Source organism: Lichenihabitans sp. Uapishka_5, from assembly GCF_033947565.1.
Classification (GTDB): Bacteria; Pseudomonadota; Alphaproteobacteria; order Rhizobiales; family Beijerinckiaceae; genus Lichenihabitans.
Genome location: NZ_JARPVX010000005.1, coordinates 62784 through 83010, shown reverse-complemented (window position 1 = coordinate 83010; position 20227 = coordinate 62784). Strand labels below are relative to the sequence as shown.

The following is a 20227-nucleotide window of genomic DNA, read 5'->3' as shown; positions in this document are numbered from 1 at the left end:
CTGATACATTTGTCCAAATAGAAAAATATTGCGTCAGGTAAGATGCATTCGGGAGGGGAATTTCCCATGCTGATCGGGATCGATCTCGGCACATCAATGATCAAGGCCGCCGCTTTCTCGCTCGATGGCGAGATCCTGGCCGTCGCGTCGCGGCGCGCCGTGCTGCGCCACCTGAGCACGGAACGGATCGAGCAAGATTTCGAGGAGATCGTGACGGCGGTCGGCATCGTGGTCTCGGAAGTGCGGGCCGCCACCACGCGGACGCCGATCGCGGTCGGCATCACGGGGCAAAGCGATGGGCTCTGGTTGCTCGATCACGAAGGTCGCGCGGTGCGGCCTGCAATCTCATGGCTCGATGGGCGCGGCAACAGGGCCCTGCAGCGGTGGATGGACGATGGCACCTATGAGGCGGTTTTCCGCCGCAATGGCAATGCCATCTTCGCCGGATCGCAGGCCCCGCTCATGGCGGCCCTGGCCGAAGCCGAGCCGGAAAGCCTGCGGGCCGCCGCGACGGCCAGCTACGTGAAGGACGGTATCCTGCAACGCTTGACGGGCGTGCGGGCCACCGACCCTTCGGATGCCTCGTTGCCGTTCCTCGATACGCGGACGCGACGCTACGATCCCGAGATCCTGCGCTTGCTGGGGCTCGAGCCCCATAGCCACCTGCTCGCTCCCGTCGATGCCTCGCCCGGCCGAGCCTATCCCCTCAACGCGGCGGGTGCCGCCCTCACCGGCTTGCCGCTGGGCCTGCCGGTGCACGCCGGGCCCTTCGACATGCCGGCCTGCGCCATCGGGGCTGGCGTCAACGAACTGGGCGATGGCCTGATCACCATCGGCACCACCCTGGCCTGCCAGGTGCTGGTCGGCGCCGTCGATACCGGTGGCGAGCCGATGGGCATGACGCTTTGCATGCCGAAGCCGGATCGCTGGCTGCGTGCCGCGCCCGCCATGGTGGGAACGGCCTCCCTCGATTGGATCCTGGCCCTGGTGGGGGTCAGGCCCGACGGCCTCGAAGCACTGCTGGCCGAAAGCGTTCCAGGCGCGCGCGGCGTGTCGGCACTCCCGTATTTTGCGGCCACCGGCGAGCGGGCGCCGTTCTGCGACGTCTCGGCACGCGGGCAGTTGGCCGGGCTCAGCATGGGCACCACGCGGGCCGACCTCGTCACGGCCGTTTGCGAATCGGTGGCCTATGCGGCGCGTCATTGCATCGAAGCCGCAGGGTTCACGGGGCGGCTGTCGGTATGCGGCGGCGGCTCCGGTTCACGCGTCTGGTGTCAGATGATCGCCGATGTGCTGCAGGTGCCGTTGCACATCGCACGCCGACCGGAAGTCGGCGCCCGTGGCACCGTCATGGCCACGATGGACGTGCTCGGCATCGCCTACGATCACGCGGCCTGGACGCGATCGGAATCCGTGGTCGAACCGCGGTCTCAATCCGATCATTACGAAGACGGCTTCGCCCATTATCTCGAAACCGTCGATGCGGCGCGACACCTGTGGCACAGCCCGGCGCGCGAGCGCCTGACGGGCCGCATGCAGCACTGAACGGCGATGGTCGGAGCAGAGATGCCCCTGCTCCGGGTAGCGGTCGCGGCTCAGGTTCGCGCTGAGGGTGCGTAGAACGGCGTTCGTGCGGGCTCGCCGGCGAGATAATCGGCGTAGAAGGCCTGCACGTGCGGGAACACCTGCCGGCGGAGTTCCCGGCTGGTGTCCTCGGCCGGCGTGCGGGGGCGGCCCATGGCTTCCGCGATCTCGGCCAACACGGCGTCACGGTCGACATGGGCGAAACGCCCATGCTCGTACACCACCTTGCCGCCCACCACCGTGGCATCGACATGCTGGGTCTTGGCGCGCTGAATCAGGGCATCCAGCATCGGCACGTCGTCATCCTGGTAGGGGTAGAAGGCGCGCTCGACGTCGATCAGCACGGCATCGGCCATGCGGCCTACCTCGAGCTTGCCGATGCTGGCCCCAAAGGCCGTCGTCATGGCGCCGCCTTCGGTCGCCATCTTCAGCACCTGCGGGCAGGACGGCACCTCTTCTTCCCGCATGCCGGGGACGCGGTGGACCCGGAGTGCCAGCCGCATCTCCTGCAGCATGTCGCGGTCCTCGTTGATGCCGGCCTCGTCGAGCCCCATGCCGACCGTGACGCCCTGCGCCGCAAAGGCGTTGAGCGGCGCCACGCCACTGCGTAGCCGCAGGTTCGAAGAACAATTGTGGCAGATGCAGGTGCCGGTCGAGGCCGCAATCTCGATATCCTCCTCGGTCAGCCACACGCCATGGCCGAGCGTCATGCCAGGGCCCAACAGGCCGAGCTTGTGCAGGTGCTTAACCGCCGTGGTGCCGGTGCGACGGCGGGCATATTCCTTCTGGTAGACGGTTTCGAGCAGGTGCATGTGCATCGGCACCTGCGCGGCGTCGGCCTTCTCCCTGAGGGCCAGCAGGCCGTCGTCGCTGACCCAATGCAGGTTGGCCGGCGCGAGTTGGATCCGGGTAAGGTCCTGACCTTGGTTCTCGGCGCTGAGCTGGTCGAACAGCGTGATGTAGTCCGCGAAAGGCAGACGCTGCTTGGCCAGGTGAGGTGCCAGCAGCGCGGCCGTTTCGGTCGGGAGCCGCTTCAGGAAATCTTCGTCGGCCTCATAGACGAGGCGGTTCTGTTCCCGCACCGCGAAGCAATAAGAGGCCCGCATGCCGATCGTGCGATAAGCCTCGAGAACCTTGGTGGAGCAGCCATGAATATGGGCCAGCGGCCCGGGGATCCAGCCGTGGATATGCTGCACCGTGGTGATGCCCGAGGCCAGCATCTCGAAGGCGGAATACAGCGTGTCGAGGTAGAGGTCGACGGCGCGCGACGAAATGCGGCTCGCGAACCAGAGTTCGAGGGCATAGTCGGGCGAACCCAGTTGCAGCGGCGTCAGGCCGACATGGTGATGGCTGTTGACGAAGCCCGGCAGCACCACGTGCTTGGACGAGCCGTAGCGGGGCGCATCCGGATATTTACGCCGCATCGCCTCCGCGTCCCCGACCTCCACCACCACCCCGTCGCGATGCACCACGGCGGCGTCGCGCAGCACAGTGGCGCGCTCCCGGTTTTCCACGCCGGTGACCACCCAGCCACCGATCAACAGACCTTCTGACATCATCGAACCTTGTTGCTGCGGGCCGCATCCGACGGCCCCGATGGAAGGACGGTCTGCAAACGGCATACCGCGATCGACAGCGGGGCTGAACTAGTCGTCCGCCATCGTCAGAGCGGCTTGCAGCACCTCCCGCAGACCGGTGCCTGACCGCGGCTGCGGCGACAGGTCGAGCCCGGCCTCGAGGGCCTGGAGATGGTCCTCCATCTCGCGGGCAGCGCCCTCGACATCACCGGCTTCGAGCAGCGCGATCAGCCGGCGGTGCTCGTGGGTGCGGCAGCCCGACGAGCCCTGGCGCTGGTGCACCGTGATGGCCAGCACGGTCCGCGATACGAGTTCGCGCAGCATGGTGGTCACGATCGGGTTGCCGGTGAGTTCCGCCATGAGGAGGTGGAAGTCGGCTGACAAACGCAGCGCCGCCGTTTCATCCCCTTCCGCATGGGCCCGATCCTCGGCCTCGATGCAGGCGATCAACGGTCGCCAGCCCGCCGGGGGGCGATGGCCGCACAAACAGCGCACGATGCCCCCTTCCAGCATGCGACGCGCGCCGAACAGGTGCTTCGCCTCGTCGAGAGGCGGTTCGGCCACGAAGGCACCCCGGTGCGGCACGAGCGTCACCAGCCCCTCATCGCCCAGGCGGGCCAGGGCCCAGCGAACCGGCCCACGACCACAACCGAAGGTGTCGGCAATGACGTCTTCGGTCAGCTTTGTGCCGGGAGGCAGCTTGCGACCCACGATGGCATTTCGGGTAGCGACGAAGATCCGCTGTTTCACCTCGGCCGTCGAAGCGTCACGGGTCCGCTCGGTCGTAGCAGTCACTCAGCGTCCCTCCTGGGCATCCTGCCCATATTGTTAACAATCCAGCATGCGTTTTGTGCACGATCTTACAATCGTGCCGACGCCGTCTCGTCCTGCGGGATTGCTGCAAGAGGCGAGCCGCACTTGTCCAGCGGCGTCAGCCGGCTGGCACGCGCTTTGCCAAACAAAGCTTCGAGACGCCCAGCTGTCGGGCGAACTCACTCGATGAACCTCGCGGATATCGATCTTGATTCTGACCCACGGCGGTGCCCTCTCGAATCTGCCATTGTTCCTCGCGATCGACGCCGGGCTTCTGGCGGCGCGGGGTCTCGACGTCCAGGCGCCTCGACTTGACGGCTTCTCGTCCACGGTGGCGCGCCTGCGGAACCGTACAGCCACCATCGGCACCACGGGCTTCACCCATGTGCTCGCCGATGCCGACGATGCCGACCCGCTGGTGGTGGTGGCCGGCAGCGGCATGCGCGGCATGGCGCTTCTCGGTCCTGAAGGGGCTGACGTTCGAACCCTGTCCGGAGCGATCGGCACCTTCACCGACGACCCGATGCAGGTTCTGCTGGCCGATCAGACCGAGCGGCACGGCCTCGCGGGCCGGACGACCGTGCGTTTCATGGGATCGCTGACGGAGGCCGCCGACGCGCTGGCCTCGGGCGCCGTCACAGCCATCACGACGGTGGAACCCTGGATCGGCCGGCTTGTCGCCGCAGGCGCCACTCTGCTGAGCGACGGCAGCGACGTCTGGGGCATGGACTATCCCGACACCGTGCTGGTGGCGCGTCACAGCGCGCTGATGGCCCGGCCCGCCGAAATCACGGCGCTGATCTCGGCCATGCTGGAAGCCGAGCGGATGATCGCCACGCACCCGGACGATGCCCTTGCGGCCGTGGCGCATCGCTTTCCCGGCTTCTCGCTTGCGGAGCTGCGGCTTGGCCTTGCAGGCCAGCCACCACGCGTCGATCTGCGCGGGCTGGAGGCCGTGATCCTCGATCGCTGGACCACGGTCCGGCGCCTCGCTGGATGCCCGAACGGCTCGCCCCCGTCCGGGCTCATCGACTTTTCCTGTCTCGATGCCGCGATCGGGCAACACATGACGACCCCTGAAAGGATGACACATGTCCATTGACACCAAGCTTCCGGGCGTAGGCCCGTTTGCGGCGGCAGGAATCGACCGCCGCACGCTGCTGGCCCGCACAGCCTGCGTGGGCGGCGCGATCGCGGCGAGCCGGTTTCTTTGCACCAGCGCGGCCGAGGCCGCCACAACCGTCACCCTGAAGGCGACCCACGGCACGGGCCTATGCAATTGTCCGTTCTTCATGGTCAAAGAGAAGGAGTTCGGCAAAGCCGACGGCATCGCGCTCGACTTCGTCACGACACCTAGCAATGCCGACATCGCGGCGCTGTTCGGAGCCGGCGTCGTCGATGTCTCGGTGGTGCCCTACACCAACTTCATGACACTTTACGACGCCGGCGCGCCGGTGAAGATCGTGGCCGGTTCGGGCGTCCAGGGCTGCGTGATCGTGGCCCAGCCCGGCATCAACTCAGCTGAGGACCTGCGCGGCAAGACCATCGGCACCTTCCAGGCCGATACGCTGGAGATGCTGCCGCTCGACTACCTCAAGAAGGCCGGCATGAGCTTCAAGGACGTGAAGGTACGCTACTTCGGCACCTCGCCGGAACTAGCGCAAGCCTTCATCGGCGGCAACATTGACGCCATGTGCCACATCGAGCCCTATGCCACGCAGGCGCTCGCGTCCCGCAAGGGCGCCGTCAAGCTGTCGGACGGCACCGACGTTTATGGCCCGCTCTACACCGACTGCGTGCTGGCGGTGCGTTCCAAGCTCATCACTGAAAATCGGCCTGCCGTGAAGGCGCTCATCAAGGCGATGATGATGGGCCAGCATTTCGAGGAAAGCGACCGCGAGGCGGCCATCAAGCTGACGACGCCCAAATACTTCAAGACCACCTATGACGCGGCCTTCGACGCCTCCACGAAGCAGCCCGGCATGGTGGACCAGCGCAAGAACCAGGACTTCATCCTCGGTCGGGCCCAGAACCTGAAGGACCTGCGCTACATCAAGGCGCTGCCGACCACTGACATCTTCGACTGGACGATGTTGAACGAGGTCATCACTGAAAACGCCGACCTTTACGGCCAGCTGAAGCTGAAATCCGCATGAAGGCGCTCCCCTTGACCGCGAGTGCGATGCCCGCGGTCGTCCCAACGACCGCGCGACGCCGGCGCGCGGCCCGGGGGCTCGCGGTTGTGTTCTGGTGGGTGTTGTCGCTCGGCTGCTTCGCCGGTCTCTGGGAGGCGGCTTGGGCGCTCGGCTTGGCCGATCCGCTGTTGTTGCCGCCGCCGCACATCTTCCTGGCGCGATTCTCGGACCAGGCGCAGGCCTTTTCCTCGAGCGACGTCATCGGCGAAGTGTCGAGCAGCGGCGCCTATATGGCACTGCTAACCACCATTGTGGCTTCCAGCCTGCGGGTGATCGCAGGGCTGGCGCTTGGCTTCGTTTGCAGCGTCTCGATGGGGCTGCTGATCCGTTACTTCAAGCCGTTCGGCAATCTCACCCTGCCGACCATCACCTTGCTGGCGCCGATTTCGCCGATCGCCTGGCTGCCGGTGGCGATCTTCGTCTTCGGCATCGGCAATCCGCCAGCGATCTTCATGGTCTTCATCTCGCTATTCTTCGTCATGACTTTGTCGACGATCAGCCAGATCGACTCCGTCAGCAGGACCTATCTCAACGTCGGCGCCATCATGGGGGCGAGCCGGCGTCAGTTGTTCCTGCACGTCATCGTGCCCGCCATCCTGCCGTCGTTGTTCATGACGCTGCGCATGAACCTGTTCGGCGCCTGGATGGTGGTGCTGGTGGCGGAAGCGACCGGCGTCGGCAGCGGCCTCGGGCAGATCGTCATGCTGGCGCGCAACACGTTCAACTCGAGCTTGTCGTTCTTCACCATGACGTTGATCGGAATCGTCGGCTTTCTGTTCGATGTGGCGCTGCGCCAAGTGCAGAACCGCGTCCTGTTCTGGGTGCCGCCGAGCGCCGTGGGGCGTTTGTGATGCGTGATCCGATCCCCTCCAAGGCACCGCTCGTCGACTGCCGCGGCGTCGGCAAATCGTGGGACACGCCCGGCGGCGTCGTGACGGCGCTCGACGGCATCGACCTGCTGGTCGACCGCCGTGAGTTCGTAGTGTTCCTCGGGCCGAGCGGCTGCGGCAAGTCCACCCTGCTCTACCTCATCGCCGGCCTCGAGGCGCTGACGAGCGGCACCATCACCAGCGGCGGGGCCACGGTCACGGGCCCTGGCACCGACCGCGGACTGATCTTCCAGGAGTCTTCGCTGTTCCCCTGGATGACGGTCGGCGAGAACGTCACCTTCGGATTGAAGCTGCGCGGCATGGGGGCGGAGGAACGACGCCACGTCGCGGACGACCTGCTGCGAAAGGTCGGGCTCGGCGACGCCGCCGACAAGCGGCCGGACCAATTGTCGGGCGGCATGCGCCAGCGCGCCGCCATGGCACGGGCCTTGGCGCTCCGCCCCGAAGTGCTCCTGCTCGACGAGCCCTTCGCGGCGTTGGATGTGCAAACCCGCTCGAAGATGCAGGACTTTCTCATCGAGGTTTGGCGGGACAGCGGCGCCTCGATGCTCTTTGTCACCCATCATATCGACGAGGCGGTCGGATTGGCCGACCGGGTGGTGGTCTTCACCGCACGGCCGGGCCGCATTAAAAGCATCGTACCGATCAATCTTCCGCGGCCGCGCGACCCTAGGAGCCCGGAGTTCCACGCTCTCTCGGACCACCTCACCGATCTGCTGCGCGACGAGGTCGATCGCGCCTTTGCCGAACAGGAACGTGTGCGGTGAGCGTCTTGCTCGCCGCCATCCAAGTGCCCGGCTGCACGCTTGACCTCACCGCCAATGCGGACCGCGCCGAAGCGGCGGTGCGCGAGGCGGCGATGGCGGGCGCCCGCATCGTGGCCCTGCCCGAAATGGCGACCCTGCCGTATTTCTGTGGCGATGCGGCCGAAGCCTACCGCACCTGGGCGGAGCCGGCCGACGGCCCCTTGGCGCGGCGCTTTTCCAAGGTGGCGGCGGAAACCGGCACGGCGGTGTTCCTGCCCTTCTACGAACACGATGCCTCGACCGGGCGCTACCACAACGCCGTCCTGGGCTTCGGCGCCGACGGGGCGCCATTGCGAGGTGGCCCGGTGGCGCGCAAGCTGCACCTGCCGGTTGGCGACGACCCACCGCCCGGCTTCGACGAACGCGCCCACTTCTCTCCCGGTGACGCGCTCCATGTGGTCAGCGCCTGGGGGCTGCGCATCGGAATTCTTGTCTGCTACGACCGTCGCTTCCCCGAGGCCTGGCGGGCGTTGCGCCGCATGGGCGCCGACCTCGTCGTGGTGCCGGTGGCCGGCAGCGGTGGCGACGACATGGATTTCTTTGTCGGCGAAATGCGCACCCACGCGCGTGAGAACGGCCTCGCGGTTCTTTGCGCCAACAAGGTCGGCGACGAGCACGTCGGTGGTGGCGTCGTCGACAACTACGGCTATTCGGCCATCATCGATGCCGATGGCACGGTGCTGGCGCTGCGCCCCCGCGCCGAAGGCCCCGGCATCGTCGTCGCCGAAATCGACACGGCGACGATCGCGGCGACCCGCCGACGCCTGCGCTATTACGACGACCGCCGCGTCGATCTTTTCGTATGAAGGCAGAGCCCCGCTCCGCTCTTGCCACCGCAGCCGCCGTGCTGGACGGCGCCTTGTCGCCGGAAGACCTGGTGCGCGAAGCGCTGGGTCGGATCGATGCAGAGAACGGTGTTCTCCGTGCCGTGGTGACGACCGACCCAGAGGACAGTCTGCGGCAGGCTGATCACCTGGCGCACCGCCTCGCGGCCGGCGAGCGCCCGCCGCTGGCTGGCGTGCCCATCGTGGTCAAAGACGCCATCTGGGTCGCGGGCTGGCGCGTCACCCAAGGCTCGCGCCTTTACGCCGACTTCGTAGCACCAGCCGACAATGTCGCGGTGACACGGCTGCGTCACGCGGGCGCCATCGTGGTCGGCATGGCCAACATGTCGGAGTTTGGCTGCAAGGGCGTGACCTCGAACCCGCTCCACGGCACGACGCGCCATCCACTCGATCCGCGACTGACGCCCGGCGGCTCCAGCGGCGGCTGTGCTTCGGCCCTTGGAGCAGACCTGGTGCCTCTGGGGCTCGGCACCGATGGGGGCGGCTCCGCGCGCCGTCCGGCCGCCCATGTCGGCATCGTGGGGTTCAAACCGTCGGGCGGCTTGGTGGCCGACGGTCCAGGCTTCGAAGGCGGGGGGTCGCGGACCTCGGTGCTGGCCCCCATGGGGCGCTCGGTCGCCGACGTCGGCGCCATGTTCGATGTCCTGCTCGGGGCGGACCGGGTCGATCCGCTCTCGGTCGCGCTACCGACCAAAAAAGACGGCGGTCGGCTTAGGATCGCCTATGCGCCCACCTTCGGACTTGGCGGCCCGGTCGATGCGTCGGTCGAAACAAGCGTCGCAACAGCCTTAGAAACGCTGAGGGCGGCGGGCTTCGATATCATACGCTTCGATCCCGTCTGGCCGACAGGCGCCGGGGAAGCCGCCCTGATGCCTCTGCAATGGGCCGGGTTGGCCAAGCTTCATGGCGCGCGCTGGCAGAGCGAACCGACCCTTTTCGATCCTTATATCGCAGCGCAGATCGCGAAGGGCCTGGCGCAGTCCGACGCCGACGTCGGGGCGGCCCGCGCAATGGCCGTGGAGATCCTTGAAGCCACCCAAATCTTCTTCGCCGCCTTCGATCTCGTGATCGGCCCCACCACACCCTGCACGGCCTGGCCACACGACCTGCTCGGCCCAACCGAAATCGACGGGCAGCCCGTGCATGACCGTGCCCATGCGGCCTTCACGCCCTTCTTCAATCACGCGCTCGCGGCGGCGATCTCCATCCCTTGTGGGGTGGACCGACGGGGTCTGCCGATCGGGCTGCAGATCGTGGGCCCGCGTTTCGCCGACCGGCGTGTCTTGACGATGGCGGCCGCTGCCGAGCGACTGCTGACCGCCACGCAACCAGGAGGATAGCCGCATGATCCTGATCCGGGGCGGACGCGTCTACGATCCAGCCGGCGATACCGATCGTCCGGCGATCCGCGATGTCCTGATCGAAAACGATGTTATCGTTTCGATCACCACGCCCGATGCTGACCATGAGACCAAGCAGCGCGTGGAGGCCGAAGCCGTCCGCGGCGTCGGCCAAGTGATCGACGCTCGCGACACCCTCGTGCTGCCAGGCTTCGTCAATGCTCATTATCATTCCTATGACACGCTCGCGAAGGGGCTGATCGAGGACGCGCCCTTCGACCTTTGGGCGCTCCAAACGCAGCCGGCCTATTACGGCCGCCGCTCGAAGGCCGAACTGCGGCTACGGACCCTGTTGGGCGCCATGGAATGCCTGAAGGGTGGCATCACCACCGTGCAGGACATGTGCACCCTGGTGCCGCAGGACGAGGAAACGCTCGACACGATCGCTGCGGCCTATGCCGAGGTTGGCATCCGCGTAGTGTTCGCCCTGGCCTTGCGCGATCTCGGCGACCTCGATATCGCGCCTTTCCTGCCGACCGATCTGAGCCCTGCCGTGCGCCGCGCCGTCACCGGCAGCCCGCGGGATGCCGCCGAGGACCTCGCCTTCGCGGAAGCCCAGATCCGCCGCCTGCCATCGTCCGGCCTGTGGCATTGGGGCGTCGCGGCTTCGGGGCCGCAGCGCGCATCGGACGCCTTGCTGGAAGGTGTGTCGGCCTTGTCCGAACGGTACGAGCTCCCGATCTTCACTCATGTCTACGAGACGCGCGCCCAGGCCGCCAAGGCGCGGCGCATCTACGGCCCGCACGGCGGCTCGATGATCCGCCACATGGACGCCGTGGGGCTGCTCGGGCCGCGCACCACCCTGGCGCACGGCGTCTGGATCGCGCCGGACGAGATCGCGACCATCGCGCGCGCGGGAGCCACGGTGGCCCACAATCCCCTGAGCAACATGAAGCTGAAAAGCGGCGTCGCACCCATCCGCGCGCTGAAGGCCGAGGGTGTCGGGCTGGCGCTCGGCTGCGACAACTGTTCCTGCGGCGATTGCCAGAACATGTTCCAGGGCCTGAAGATGTTCTGCCTCCTGGCAGGTGTCGCCGATCCGGAGCCGACGGGCGTTCATGCGCTCGATGCCATCGAAGCGGCCACGCTGGGCGGCGCGCGGGCCTTGGGGCTTGGGGGCGTCATCGGCGCGCTCGCGCCGGGTCGCCAAGCCGACATCAGCCTCGTTCGCCTCGACACCCTGGCCTTCACACCCTTCAACAGCGCAGCCCGGCAGCTCGTCTTCAGCGAGACCGGTGCCGGGGTCGATACCGTGCTGGTCGGCGGCCGCGTGGTGGTGCGGGGCGGCCGTCTGACGATGCTCGATGAGACGGCGATCCGGGCCGAGATCGAAGACGTCATGCCAGCCTTCCGGCTCGACTTCGAAGGTTTGCGACGCACGAGCCTGGAAGCTGCGCCGGCGTTCATCGAAGCCCTGCGGCGGCTCGACAAAGTCGATATCGGCCTCGAGCGCCACCTCGCCCGTCGATGACGTCCGGGGCTGGCATGTCGCTTGCTGGCTGCGGTGAAGGGATGCCCGATTGGCCCGCTTGCTTGACCTTCTGGCGACGATGATCCGTATCGCGCCGATGGCGTTGGCGGCCATGGGCAATGTTCGGCGCCGTACTGTCAGGCCTAAGGCCAAGACGCCTCGAAAGGCGGGCATGAGCGCCGCTTAGCTGGTTTCCATGACGCAGCGAGAGTGTGGTCGTAGGCTGGCCAAGTCCGGTCCGGACTGTTGCATCGTAGCGGCAAAGGCGCTGCCGGCCAGGCAGGCAGGCTGAAACTCATGGAAGCCCGACCGGGTCGGCCCGTAACAGAAAGACAGGTGTGATGCTGTTTCGTAGACACCGGGCTGGGATGTTGGCGATCAGCCAACCGACCCACGCCTTGATTTCGGGCCAGTTGGCGCGCGCTTGGGTCGATCCCCTCTGCGAGCCGCTTCTGATCGCGGCGGAACAGCATGATTTGGGCTGGATGGATTGGGAGACTGCGCCGAGCTTCGACCGGGACACCGGCAGGCCGCATCTGTTCCGTGACGTCGGTGCGTCCTTGCACGCGCCGATGTGGGCGGCGGGCGTCGAGCGTGCACTTGGCGCCTGGGGTTCGCATACCGCGCTGCTGATTTCCCGTCACGGCGGGGTGATCTACCGCCGCTTTTCAGACCGGCACCGCCTCGACGAAGCCGACGCAATGGCGGCGCGACATTACCTGGAGACTCAGGACCCGGTGGAGCGGGCCTGGGCCCAGGCGCTAGGGTTCGACGAACAAAGGCTCGAAAGCGAGTCAGCGCTCATCGCCTTCGTGGACACGCTTTCGCTGGCGCTTTGCGGCGAGTTGCCGGCGCCGCTGGAGCTTGACGCGCCACGTTCCGACGGCAGCCTGCAACGCTCGCGATTGTCCGCACGGCCGGGCCGATCTTTCGACTTCGATCTTTCGCCCTGGCCGTTTCGAGGCACCAGCCTTGTTGTCGAGGGTCAGGCCCGCGCCCTCCCCGAGGGTGAACGTTTCGCCGATGAAGCGAGCATGAGACGTTGGCTCCGCTCGCCCGATCGCGTCACCTTCACGGCACGGCTCACCTCGGTCGAACACTGAGGATTAATCGTCGGCGCCGATGTCGGTCTCAACGGTGAAACGACGAAGACTTACGCAGAGCCGGATGGTGTTGCGTGGACCCAAATGATGCTTGCTGTCGCAATCAGCCGATCACACCCTGAGGCCGCAAACCCATGATCGGTTCGGACATTGCGCGTTTCATAGCCGACAGTGACCGGTTTTATCCGTCCGATGCGGCGCAGCGTCCCCTGGCTGACCAGCGCCGGCTTTACGAGGCCTACGCAAGCACCTTTGCGGTCAAGCGGCCTCCGGGGATCACGAGCCTCGACGACACACTCGTCCTTCCCGACCGCCTCGTTCCGCTGCGGCTTTACCGACCAAGACGCATCCTGGTGGACGGGATCGTCGTTTATGCACACGGGGGTGGCTTTGTTCTGGGCTCGCTCGATAGCCACGACGGCATCGTTGCACGCGTTGCAGAAGCGGTCGGCGCTTCGGTGGTGTCCGTCGATTATCGCCTCGCGCCTGACCATCCGCATCCCGCGGCCCAGGATGATATTCTGGCGGTCGCGAGCGCCGTTCTCGAACGGCGATTGCCATGGCGCGAAGGCCTCCCGACGCGTCTTGCCCTGATGGGAGACAGCGCAGGCGGCACCCTCGTCTGCGGTGCAGCCCTCAAGCTCGGTCAGGTCAGGCCGGACCGACTGTGTGCCCTCGCCTTGATCTATCCCTCGCTGGGCTTCGAGCCCGCCGAGCCGGCCCGCACACAATGGGCTCAAGCGCCTATGCTGACGCTTGACGACGTCCAGTTTTATCGATCGGCTTACCTCGGCCACAGCGGTGGTGCGTCGCCGTTTCCCCTCGACCAGCCTGACCTGTCCGTTTTGCCGCCGACCGTGCTCCTGCCGGCCGAAGTAGATCCGCTGCGGGATGATTGCACAATACTGGCTGCCCGGCTCCAGGCGCTCGGCACTGACGTCCTGCTCCTGCCGGGAACGGGTCTGGTACACGGCGCCTTGCGCGCCTTGGATCATGCCGCCGCCATGGCCGAGCCCTTTGCCCGGATGTGTGCCTTTCTGTCGTTCCGTCTAGGCGCCTGAGTTGCCGCGCGGTCGGTGTGGAACCAGCCGCAGTCGCCGGGCATGGCGCCAATCCACGCGCAGCGGTTACGATTCGTCGGCCGCGATCCAGCGGCGGAGATGGTGACGTGACTCAGTCCGGTTCACTCCGTAGCGGCATAGACCGCCGAACCCTTCTTGGCGGCGCTGGTGCCGTCGGCGCGAGCGCAGCCCTTACGCCTTGGCGAACCGCCCGCGCTGCCGGCGACACCCCAACCTCGGGAGGGACGTTGCGGCTCGGCATGTCGGGCGGCGCGACCTCCGACAGCCTCGACCCCCGCACGATCACGGATTGGGTGCCGGTCAACCTGGCCTATCAGGTGATGAACGGGTTTATCGAAATTGACGAGCACAACCAAGCAGTCCCAGAGTTGCTCGAACGTTGGGACGCCAAGCCGGGCTTTGCCGAATGGGTGTTCGATGTCCGCAAGGGCGTGACCTTCTCCAACGGCAAGACGCTCGACGCCGACGACATCATCTATTCGCTGAACCTGCATCGCGGAGACACCAAGTCGGCCGCCAAAGCGACGCTCGAGGACATTGTTGACATCAGGAAGCTTGGTCCGAACCAGATCGGCATCACGCTCTCGAATGGCAACGTGGATCTTCCGTACCTCCTGGCAGACTACCACTTCTTCGTGGTCCCGAACGGCTGGTCGGACTGGATGAAGCCCGTCGGCACGGGCGGCTACATCCTGGATGTCTTCGAGCCCGGCATCCGCTCCATCACCAGGAAGCGGAGTGACTATTGGAAGCCGGGGCGTGCCCACGTGGACGCCATCGAGATCCGTTGCATCGCCGACACGACGGCGCGCACCAATGCCCTGATCTCCGGCCAGGTGGATGTCATCAATCGCATGGACGCGCGCACGGTCGATCTCGTGGCGCGCCGGCCCGGTCTCCAGGTCATCCGCAACGCAGCGGGCCAGCACGCCACCTTTCTGATGAACGTCACCGACAAGCCTTATGACGACAACAACGTACGGCTCGCCCTCAAATACGGCATCGATCGTCAGAAGATCATCGATACGGTGCTGCACGGCTATGGCGTCATCGGCAACGATCACCCGATCCCTCGCTCGAGCCCGTTCTTTGCGGCCGATCTGCCGCAACATGCCTATGATCCCGACAAGGCCCGCTTCCATCTGAAACAGGCTGGCTTGTCCAGTCTGCCGGTCACGCTCGCGGTATCGGATGCCGCCTTCACAGGCGCGACCGACGCCGCCCTGCTGTATCAGGAGGCCGGTAAACCGGCAGGGATCGACATGACGGTCGAACGCAAATCGGCCGATGGTTACTTTGGATCGGTGTGGATGAAGGCGCCGTTCTGCGCCTCCTACTGGGGTGGACGACCGACCGCGGACGGGATGCTGACGATCGCCTACAAGTCCGATGCGGCCTGGAACGAGACTTTTTGGAAGCGGCCCGCCTTCGACCGCATCCTTCTTGCGGCCCGGACGGAGGCTGACGTCGGCAAACGCAAGGCCATGTACTTCGACCTGCAGAAGATGATCTCCGACGACGGAGGGGCCGTCATTCCGATGTTCATCGATTATCTCGAGGCTGGCGGCCCGAAGGTCAGGGGCATGGGTCCGCATCCGCTGTTCGATCTTATGGGACAGCGCATCGGCGAGAAGGTGTGGCTCGCTTCCTGAGCCACGGCGCAGAAGTTCCGCACTCGTCGGCATCCCTGACGGCTGTCGCAAGCCTGCAATGGGCATCGTGGGCCGATGCCGATGCCGATCTGGAAATCTCAGGGCCGGGGCACGTTCAGCTGCGACACCCGCGTGCGAAGTATGTAGGTGGGCAGACGGCGGTGACCGCATAGGCAGCCCGTCCATTTGCTGTACTTGTGCGGGTTGTGTACCGCCTGCACCCCAATCCACTTCGATCGCAAAAGCATGGATCCCACCTTCCTCGCAGCCAACCCCGTCGCACAGACCTTCCTGGGACTGCCTTCGTCCGACAAAGCCATTGCAGGGTCGGTCTCCATCGTGGGAGCGGCGCACGGGACGGCTTATGGCGATCGCGAGCACGAGGGTGACGGCCGACAGGGCCCGGATGCCGTGAGGCGGGCCATCACGGCCGCTTCGATCCAGGTCGATCACTGGGACTTCGACTTCGATGGTCCGCTGTTGGATGGTGGTGCCCTGAACGTCTACGACCTAGGCAATCTCCAAACATTCCACGGCGCAAACGCAGACAACCGTCGCGTGATCGAGGCTGCGACGCGTCATGTCCGGGGCTGCGGCGCAACCTCGGTGCTGATCGGGGGAGACGATTCGGTGGCGATCCCGTTCATGCGCGCCTTCGATGACGTGAAGGCGCTCCACATTCTGCAGATCGACGCCCATCTCGACTGGCGGGACAGCATCGGTGACGAGGCGCTCGGCTATTCGAGCACGATGCGCCGCGCTGCGGAACTGCCCTTCGTGCGCTCCATGACCCAGGTGGGCCTTCGTGCGGCCGGCAGCGCGCGTCGCGAAGAGGTTGAGGCGGCACGGGCGTGGGGCTCGCATCTCGTGACCGTCAGGCAGGCGAGGAGCCAAGGCATGGCGGAGATCGCCAAGTCTATCCCGCGCGACGGTGAGATCCTGATTCACATCGATTGCGACGCGCTCGATCCGAGCTTCTGCCCGGGGGTCAACGCGCTGTCGCCCGGCGGCTTGACCTTTGACGAGGTGACGGCGCTGCTGGCCGCCACGCTTCAGAACAGACGCCTGGCCGGCTTTTCCATTGTCGAATTTAATCCGGCCGGCGATATCAATGACATGACCGCGACCGTCGTCGGTCGGCTTGTCTGCCACGTTCTCGGTCATCTGGCGCGCCAACCCGGTCGCCACCCATAGCGCAATGCAAGCGTCCGTTCCGCACCAGGAGTGTCTCAGCGCCGCTCCGGACGTCCTTGTCCCACGCCCGCACCAGCGCATCGCGCGCGACGCGATCGCAGCGGCGCGCCTGGCAGGGCGGCCTGGGTTCCTGCTGGGAGACCTGACCGGCCTCGGCAAGACCTTGTCGGCCTGGGCCGCCATCGCGGCGATGCCGGAAGACGACGTGCTCATCGTGTGCCCGAAGGGTGCCATGCCGCAATGGCGCCGAACCATCGCCCAAAGCGGCCTCGCTCCGAAACGCGTCACGCTCATCAACTATGAACGGACCAAGGCACTGCTGGCGCCGCCGCCCGCCAGCACCAGGCGCTCGCCACGGGCCAAGAACAACGAGCTTGCCCGGCAGGGCCGGCCCAAACAGGTCTGGCCGATCGTCCTCTTCGACGAAAGCCACCGCCTTCGCAACCCTTACGCCCAGCAAACGATGGCCTGCCGGCAGATGGCGGATGCCGCGACCTTCGTGCTGTATCTCAGCGCCACCGCGGGACAATCGCCCCACGAACTCGGCTATCTCGGCCGCTTGCTGGGACATGCGGCGGGTCAGCCGACCGAAACCTTGGCGGACTTTCGCCAGCTGATGAAGGGGCTTGGCATCGGCCGTGCCAAGGGCCGGTGGATGAACTGGACCTGGGAGCCCAACGAGCGGGATCGGCGGATCATCGCAGACCTGCTCTACAAGGGTCCGAACGCGATCGGCATTCGCCGGCATCCCGGCGACATCGCGGGCTGGCCCGCTGTCCAGCGGGAACTCGCCCCCACGATGCTGACGCCCGCCGAACGTCGCCTGTATGACGCGACATGGCGCGACTTCCGTCGAGAACTGGGGCTGTTGGGCGGCAGCACGCGCCGCCCGGCCGGCTGGGCGGCCGACCTTCGCTTCCGGCAGAAGGCGAGCCTGCTGCGCGTCGCCGGAACCGTTGCTTTCGCCGAGGATCTGCTCGAGGCCGGTCAACAGGTCGCCTTGTCGGTGGCCTTTCTCGAAACCGGCACGGCCCTGACCGACACCCTTGGCGGCCGAGGTTGGCGGGTCGGCCAGATCGACGGGCGCGCCTCGGCGGAAGCGAACGAGGCGACCCGCATCGCTTTTCAGACCGGCCAACTCGATGTCGTGACCTTTACGGTGACGGAATCGATTTCTTTGCACAGCAACGAGCTGCCGGGAGGTCACCGCCCGCGGTCGCTCATCGTGCATGACATGCGATACAGCGCGATCCAGCTGCAGCAGATCGAAGGTCGTTGCCACAGGGATGGCGAGATGGCCATCATCTACTACGCCTTCGGGGAAGACACCGTTGAAGAGGAGGTGACCGCTACCGTGATCGCCAGGATGGCCGCGATGCACGGTCTGGCCGGCGACGACGCCGCGCTGCTGGACGCGTTGACGGGCTTCCTCGACTACGAAGCGTAAGGCCGCCAGACCAGCCCTAGAAGCACGCATGGTCGGGCACGGATCATCAGGCGCACGGGACAGCGCGTCGACACGTCACCCGCCTCGACGCTTGGTGGCCGGCGCCGGAACGCTATTGTTCCGTCCATGGGAACAGGGCCAGCGCGCATTCGCGTCATCGATCTCGAAACCGGTGGCAACGGTCCCGAGGATGTGTGCGAGATCGGCTGGCAGGATGTCTGCCAGGGCCGCGACGGTGTGTGGAGGGTCGATGACGAGCGTGGCGCCGCTTTGGTCAATCCGGGCCGCCCCATGTCGCCCGACACGATCGCGATCCACCACATCCTCGACGCGCAGGTGGCGGGTGCCCCCTTCTGGAAGACGATAGCCCCGACGGTGCTTCGGCCGGATGGCGGCGTCGCGGCCCTGGCGGCCCATCGGGCTGCCTTCGAGCAACGCTATTGCCGCCCGGGTCTCACGGGCGGAGCCGATTGGATCTGCACCTGGAAATGCGCCCTGCGCCTGTGGCCGGACCTGCCGCGGTTCTCGAACCAGATGCTGCGTTATCTTCGCCAGCCCGAAGGTCTGGTGCATGAGGACGGATTGCCGGCCCACCGCGCCGGCCCGGACGCCTATGTGACCGCCCATCACCTGCGCGACATGCTGAACGAGGCCTCCGTGCCGCAGCTCCTCGCCTGGAGTCAGGACCCTGGCCTGCTGCCCCGCGTGCCGGCAGGACCGGCGCGGGGGCGTCCCTGGACCGCGCTCGACCGCGACACCCTTCAGGGTTTCGCGAACGGGCGGGATGTCGACGTCCGGTTCAGCGCCCAGTGCGAGCTTCGCCGGCGTGGTGAAAGCCTGCTGGTCGAGCACGAAGGCGACCCACAACAGGCGATGTTGATCTGAGCCGCTGCTGCGAGAGCCTTTGTCAGCACCGGAGCCACGCTCTCGCCGGACGTCGCGGTCGTGGATGAGCGTTCATCGGGCCGGTCGGCATTGCCAAACCGTCGCCCCACGTCCATGGATGTTCGACAAACGTCGAACTTTCAGCCGAAGCGGCTGCCATGAGGTCATTCCGGATGCCTGGTCTTTTCGATCCTCTCAAGGTCGGCGCGCTGATGCTGCCCAACCGCATCATCATGGCGCCGCTCACGCGTGCTCGGGCCACGGATGAGCGTGTTCCGACGCCGTTGATGGTGGACTATTACGTTCAGCGCGCATCGGCGGGTTTGATCGTGACGGAAGCGACGTCGGTGACCCCGATGGGCGTCGGCTATGCCAACACCCCGGGCATCTGGTCGGATGAACAGGTCGCCGGCTGGCGGGTCATCACCGATGCCGTTCACACGGCCGGTGGCCGTATGGTGATGCAGCTCTGGCACGTCGGTCGCATCTCGGATCCGTCGTTGCTCGGTGGCATGCCACCTGTCGCGCCGAGCGCCATTGCGGCCGCCGGCCACGTCAGTTTGTTGCGGCCCGAGCGACCCTATCCCACGCCGCGGGCCCTCGACATCGGCGAGATCCCCGGCATCGTCGAAGCCTACCGGGTCGGCGCCGCCAACGCCAAGAAGGCGGGGTTCGACGGCGTCGAACTGCATGGCGCGAACGGCTACCTGCTCGACCAGTTCCTGCAGGACAAGACCAACAAGCGGCAGGACGCTTATGGCGGCTCGATCGAGAACCGGGCTCGATTGATGCTGGAAACGATCGACGCCGCCATCGACGTCTGGGGGGCAGACCGGGTCGGCCTGCATCTCGCGCCCCGCGGTGACGCCCACGACATGGGTGACAGCGATGCGGCCTCAACCTTCTTCTATGTGGCGCGGGAGTGCGGGAAGCGCGGACTGGCCTTCCTGTTCGCTCGCGAGCATGTCGAGGCCGACCGGTTGGCGCCTTCGCTGAAAAAGCAGTTCGGCGGCGTCTTCATCACCAACGAGCGCTTCACGCTAGAGCAATCGCAGCAGGATCTCGACTCGGGGGCGGCCGACGCCATTGCGTTCGGCGTCCGCTTCATCGCCAACCCCGACCTTCCGGCACGATTGCAGACCGACGGTCCCTACAACGAACTCGACCGCTCAACGATGTATGCCCGGGGAGCGGAAGGCTACACCGACTATCCGGCGCTGGCCGGATAGGCGGCGGGGTGCGTCGCAGGTAGCCTTCCTCGTTCGGATTGAAGGGGTTGGTAC

The 20227-nt window shown here is 66.3% G+C and carries 17 protein-coding genes; 15 read left to right on the top strand and 2 right to left on the bottom strand.

The window, feature by feature from the left end; genetic code table 11:
- Positions 1–66: 66 nt before the first annotated feature.
- Positions 67–1545 carry an FGGY-family carbohydrate kinase gene (locus tag P7D22_RS03730; RefSeq protein WP_319932870.1) on the top strand — a complete coding sequence of 493 codons (1479 nt, stop codon included), beginning with the start codon at positions 67–69 and terminating at the stop codon, positions 1543–1545.
- Between the two features lie 50 nt (positions 1546–1595).
- On the opposite strand, the gene P7D22_RS03725 is transcribed toward P7D22_RS03730, so the two are convergent.
- Together P7D22_RS03725 and P7D22_RS03720 are read right to left on the bottom strand one after the other, a co-directional pair.
- Positions 1596–3140, bottom strand: a complete 1545-nt coding sequence (locus tag P7D22_RS03725) for an amidohydrolase family protein (protein ID WP_319932914.1) — start codon at positions 3138–3140, stop codon at positions 1596–1598.
- Between the two features lie 90 nt (positions 3141–3230).
- Entirely contained in the window at positions 3231–3956 is a 726-nt protein-coding gene (locus P7D22_RS03720; RefSeq protein ID WP_319932869.1) for a GntR family transcriptional regulator, read from the bottom strand.
- 226 nt (positions 3957–4182) lie between these two features.
- Here P7D22_RS03720 and P7D22_RS03715 point away from each other — a divergent pair, with 226 nt between their 5' ends.
- From P7D22_RS03715 to P7D22_RS03650, 14 genes are all read left to right on the top strand, one after another.
- Positions 4183–5076, top strand: a complete 894-nt coding sequence (locus tag P7D22_RS03715) for an ABC transporter substrate-binding protein (RefSeq protein ID WP_319932868.1) — start codon at positions 4183–4185, stop codon at positions 5074–5076.
- Positions 5066–6130 carry an ABC transporter substrate-binding protein gene (locus P7D22_RS03710; protein ID WP_319932867.1) on the top strand — a complete coding sequence of 355 codons (1065 nt, stop codon included), beginning with the start codon at positions 5066–5068 and terminating at the stop codon, positions 6128–6130. The genes P7D22_RS03715 and P7D22_RS03710 overlap by 11 nt, the downstream gene beginning before the upstream one ends.
- 26 nt (positions 6131–6156) lie before the next feature.
- Positions 6157–7020: an ABC transporter permease gene (locus P7D22_RS03705; protein ID WP_319932866.1), complete on the top strand. Its 864-nt coding sequence runs from the start codon at positions 6157–6159 to the stop codon at positions 7018–7020.
- Entirely contained in the window at positions 7020–7826 is an 807-nt protein-coding gene (locus P7D22_RS03700; protein ID WP_319932865.1) for an ABC transporter ATP-binding protein, read from the top strand. The genes P7D22_RS03705 and P7D22_RS03700 overlap by 1 nt, the downstream gene beginning before the upstream one ends.
- On the top strand, positions 7823–8671 hold the full coding sequence (locus P7D22_RS03695; protein ID WP_319932864.1) for a carbon-nitrogen hydrolase family protein: 849 nt from the start codon (positions 7823–7825) through the stop codon (positions 8669–8671). The genes P7D22_RS03700 and P7D22_RS03695 overlap by 4 nt, the downstream gene beginning before the upstream one ends.
- A complete protein-coding gene (locus P7D22_RS03690; protein ID WP_319932863.1) occupies positions 8668–10050 on the top strand; it encodes an amidase in 1383 nt (460 codons plus the stop codon). The genes P7D22_RS03695 and P7D22_RS03690 overlap by 4 nt, the downstream gene beginning before the upstream one ends.
- A 4-nt stretch (positions 10051–10054) precedes the next feature.
- On the top strand, positions 10055–11581 hold the full coding sequence (locus P7D22_RS03685) for an amidohydrolase family protein (RefSeq protein WP_319932862.1): 1527 nt from the start codon (positions 10055–10057) through the stop codon (positions 11579–11581).
- Between the two features lie 341 nt (positions 11582–11922).
- Complete coding sequence (locus P7D22_RS03680; RefSeq protein ID WP_319932861.1) at positions 11923–12684, top strand: DUF3891 family protein; 762 nt, start codon at positions 11923–11925, stop codon at positions 12682–12684.
- Between the two features lie 353 nt (positions 12685–13037).
- Entirely contained in the window at positions 13038–13745 is a 708-nt protein-coding gene (locus P7D22_RS03675) for an alpha/beta hydrolase (protein ID WP_319932860.1), read from the top strand.
- 248 nt (positions 13746–13993) lie between these two features.
- Complete coding sequence (locus tag P7D22_RS03670; RefSeq protein ID WP_319932859.1) at positions 13994–15418, top strand: ABC transporter substrate-binding protein; 1425 nt, start codon at positions 13994–13996, stop codon at positions 15416–15418.
- Positions 15419–15664: 246 nt separating this feature from the next.
- Entirely contained in the window at positions 15665–16612 is a 948-nt protein-coding gene (locus P7D22_RS03665) for an arginase family protein (protein ID WP_319932858.1), read from the top strand.
- A 4-nt stretch (positions 16613–16616) separates the two neighbouring features.
- Positions 16617–18059: a DEAD/DEAH box helicase family protein gene (locus tag P7D22_RS03660; RefSeq protein WP_319932857.1), complete on the top strand. Its 1443-nt coding sequence runs from the start codon at positions 16617–16619 to the stop codon at positions 18057–18059.
- A gap of 126 nt (positions 18060–18185) precedes the next feature.
- Positions 18186–18944: a DNA polymerase III subunit epsilon gene (locus P7D22_RS03655; RefSeq protein WP_319932856.1), complete on the top strand. Its 759-nt coding sequence runs from the start codon at positions 18186–18188 to the stop codon at positions 18942–18944.
- Between the two features lie 173 nt (positions 18945–19117).
- Entirely contained in the window at positions 19118–20173 is a 1056-nt protein-coding gene (locus P7D22_RS03650) for an alkene reductase (RefSeq protein WP_319932855.1), read from the top strand.
- The last annotated feature ends 54 nt before the right edge of the window (positions 20174–20227 follow it).

What these genes read in the sequence shown, in the direction of transcription:
- P7D22_RS03730 (WP_319932870.1), top strand. Translation starts at nt 67, where the DNA reads ATGCTGATCGGGATCGATCTCGGCACATCAATGATCAAGGCCGCCGCT.
- P7D22_RS03725 (WP_319932914.1), bottom strand. Translation starts at nt 3,140, where the DNA reads ATGTCAGAAGGTCTGTTGATCGGTGGCTGGGTGGTCACCGGCGTGGAA.
- P7D22_RS03710 (WP_319932867.1), top strand. Translation starts at nt 5,066, where the DNA reads ATGTCCATTGACACCAAGCTTCCGGGCGTAGGCCCGTTTGCGGCGGCA.
- P7D22_RS03705 (WP_319932866.1), top strand. Translation starts at nt 6,157, where the DNA reads ATGCCCGCGGTCGTCCCAACGACCGCGCGACGCCGGCGCGCGGCCCGG.
- P7D22_RS03700 (WP_319932865.1), top strand. Translation starts at nt 7,020, where the DNA reads ATGCGTGATCCGATCCCCTCCAAGGCACCGCTCGTCGACTGCCGCGGC.
- P7D22_RS03690 (WP_319932863.1), top strand. Translation starts at nt 8,668, where the DNA reads ATGAAGGCAGAGCCCCGCTCCGCTCTTGCCACCGCAGCCGCCGTGCTG.
- P7D22_RS03685 (WP_319932862.1), top strand. Translation starts at nt 10,055, where the DNA reads ATGATCCTGATCCGGGGCGGACGCGTCTACGATCCAGCCGGCGATACC.
- P7D22_RS03680 (WP_319932861.1), top strand. Translation starts at nt 11,923, where the DNA reads ATGCTGTTTCGTAGACACCGGGCTGGGATGTTGGCGATCAGCCAACCG.
- P7D22_RS03665 (WP_319932858.1), top strand. Translation starts at nt 15,665, where the DNA reads ATGGATCCCACCTTCCTCGCAGCCAACCCCGTCGCACAGACCTTCCTG.
- P7D22_RS03660 (WP_319932857.1), top strand. Translation starts at nt 16,617, where the DNA reads ATGCAAGCGTCCGTTCCGCACCAGGAGTGTCTCAGCGCCGCTCCGGAC.
- P7D22_RS03655 (WP_319932856.1), top strand. Translation starts at nt 18,186, where the DNA reads ATGGGAACAGGGCCAGCGCGCATTCGCGTCATCGATCTCGAAACCGGT.
- P7D22_RS03650 (WP_319932855.1), top strand. Translation starts at nt 19,118, where the DNA reads ATGCCTGGTCTTTTCGATCCTCTCAAGGTCGGCGCGCTGATGCTGCCC.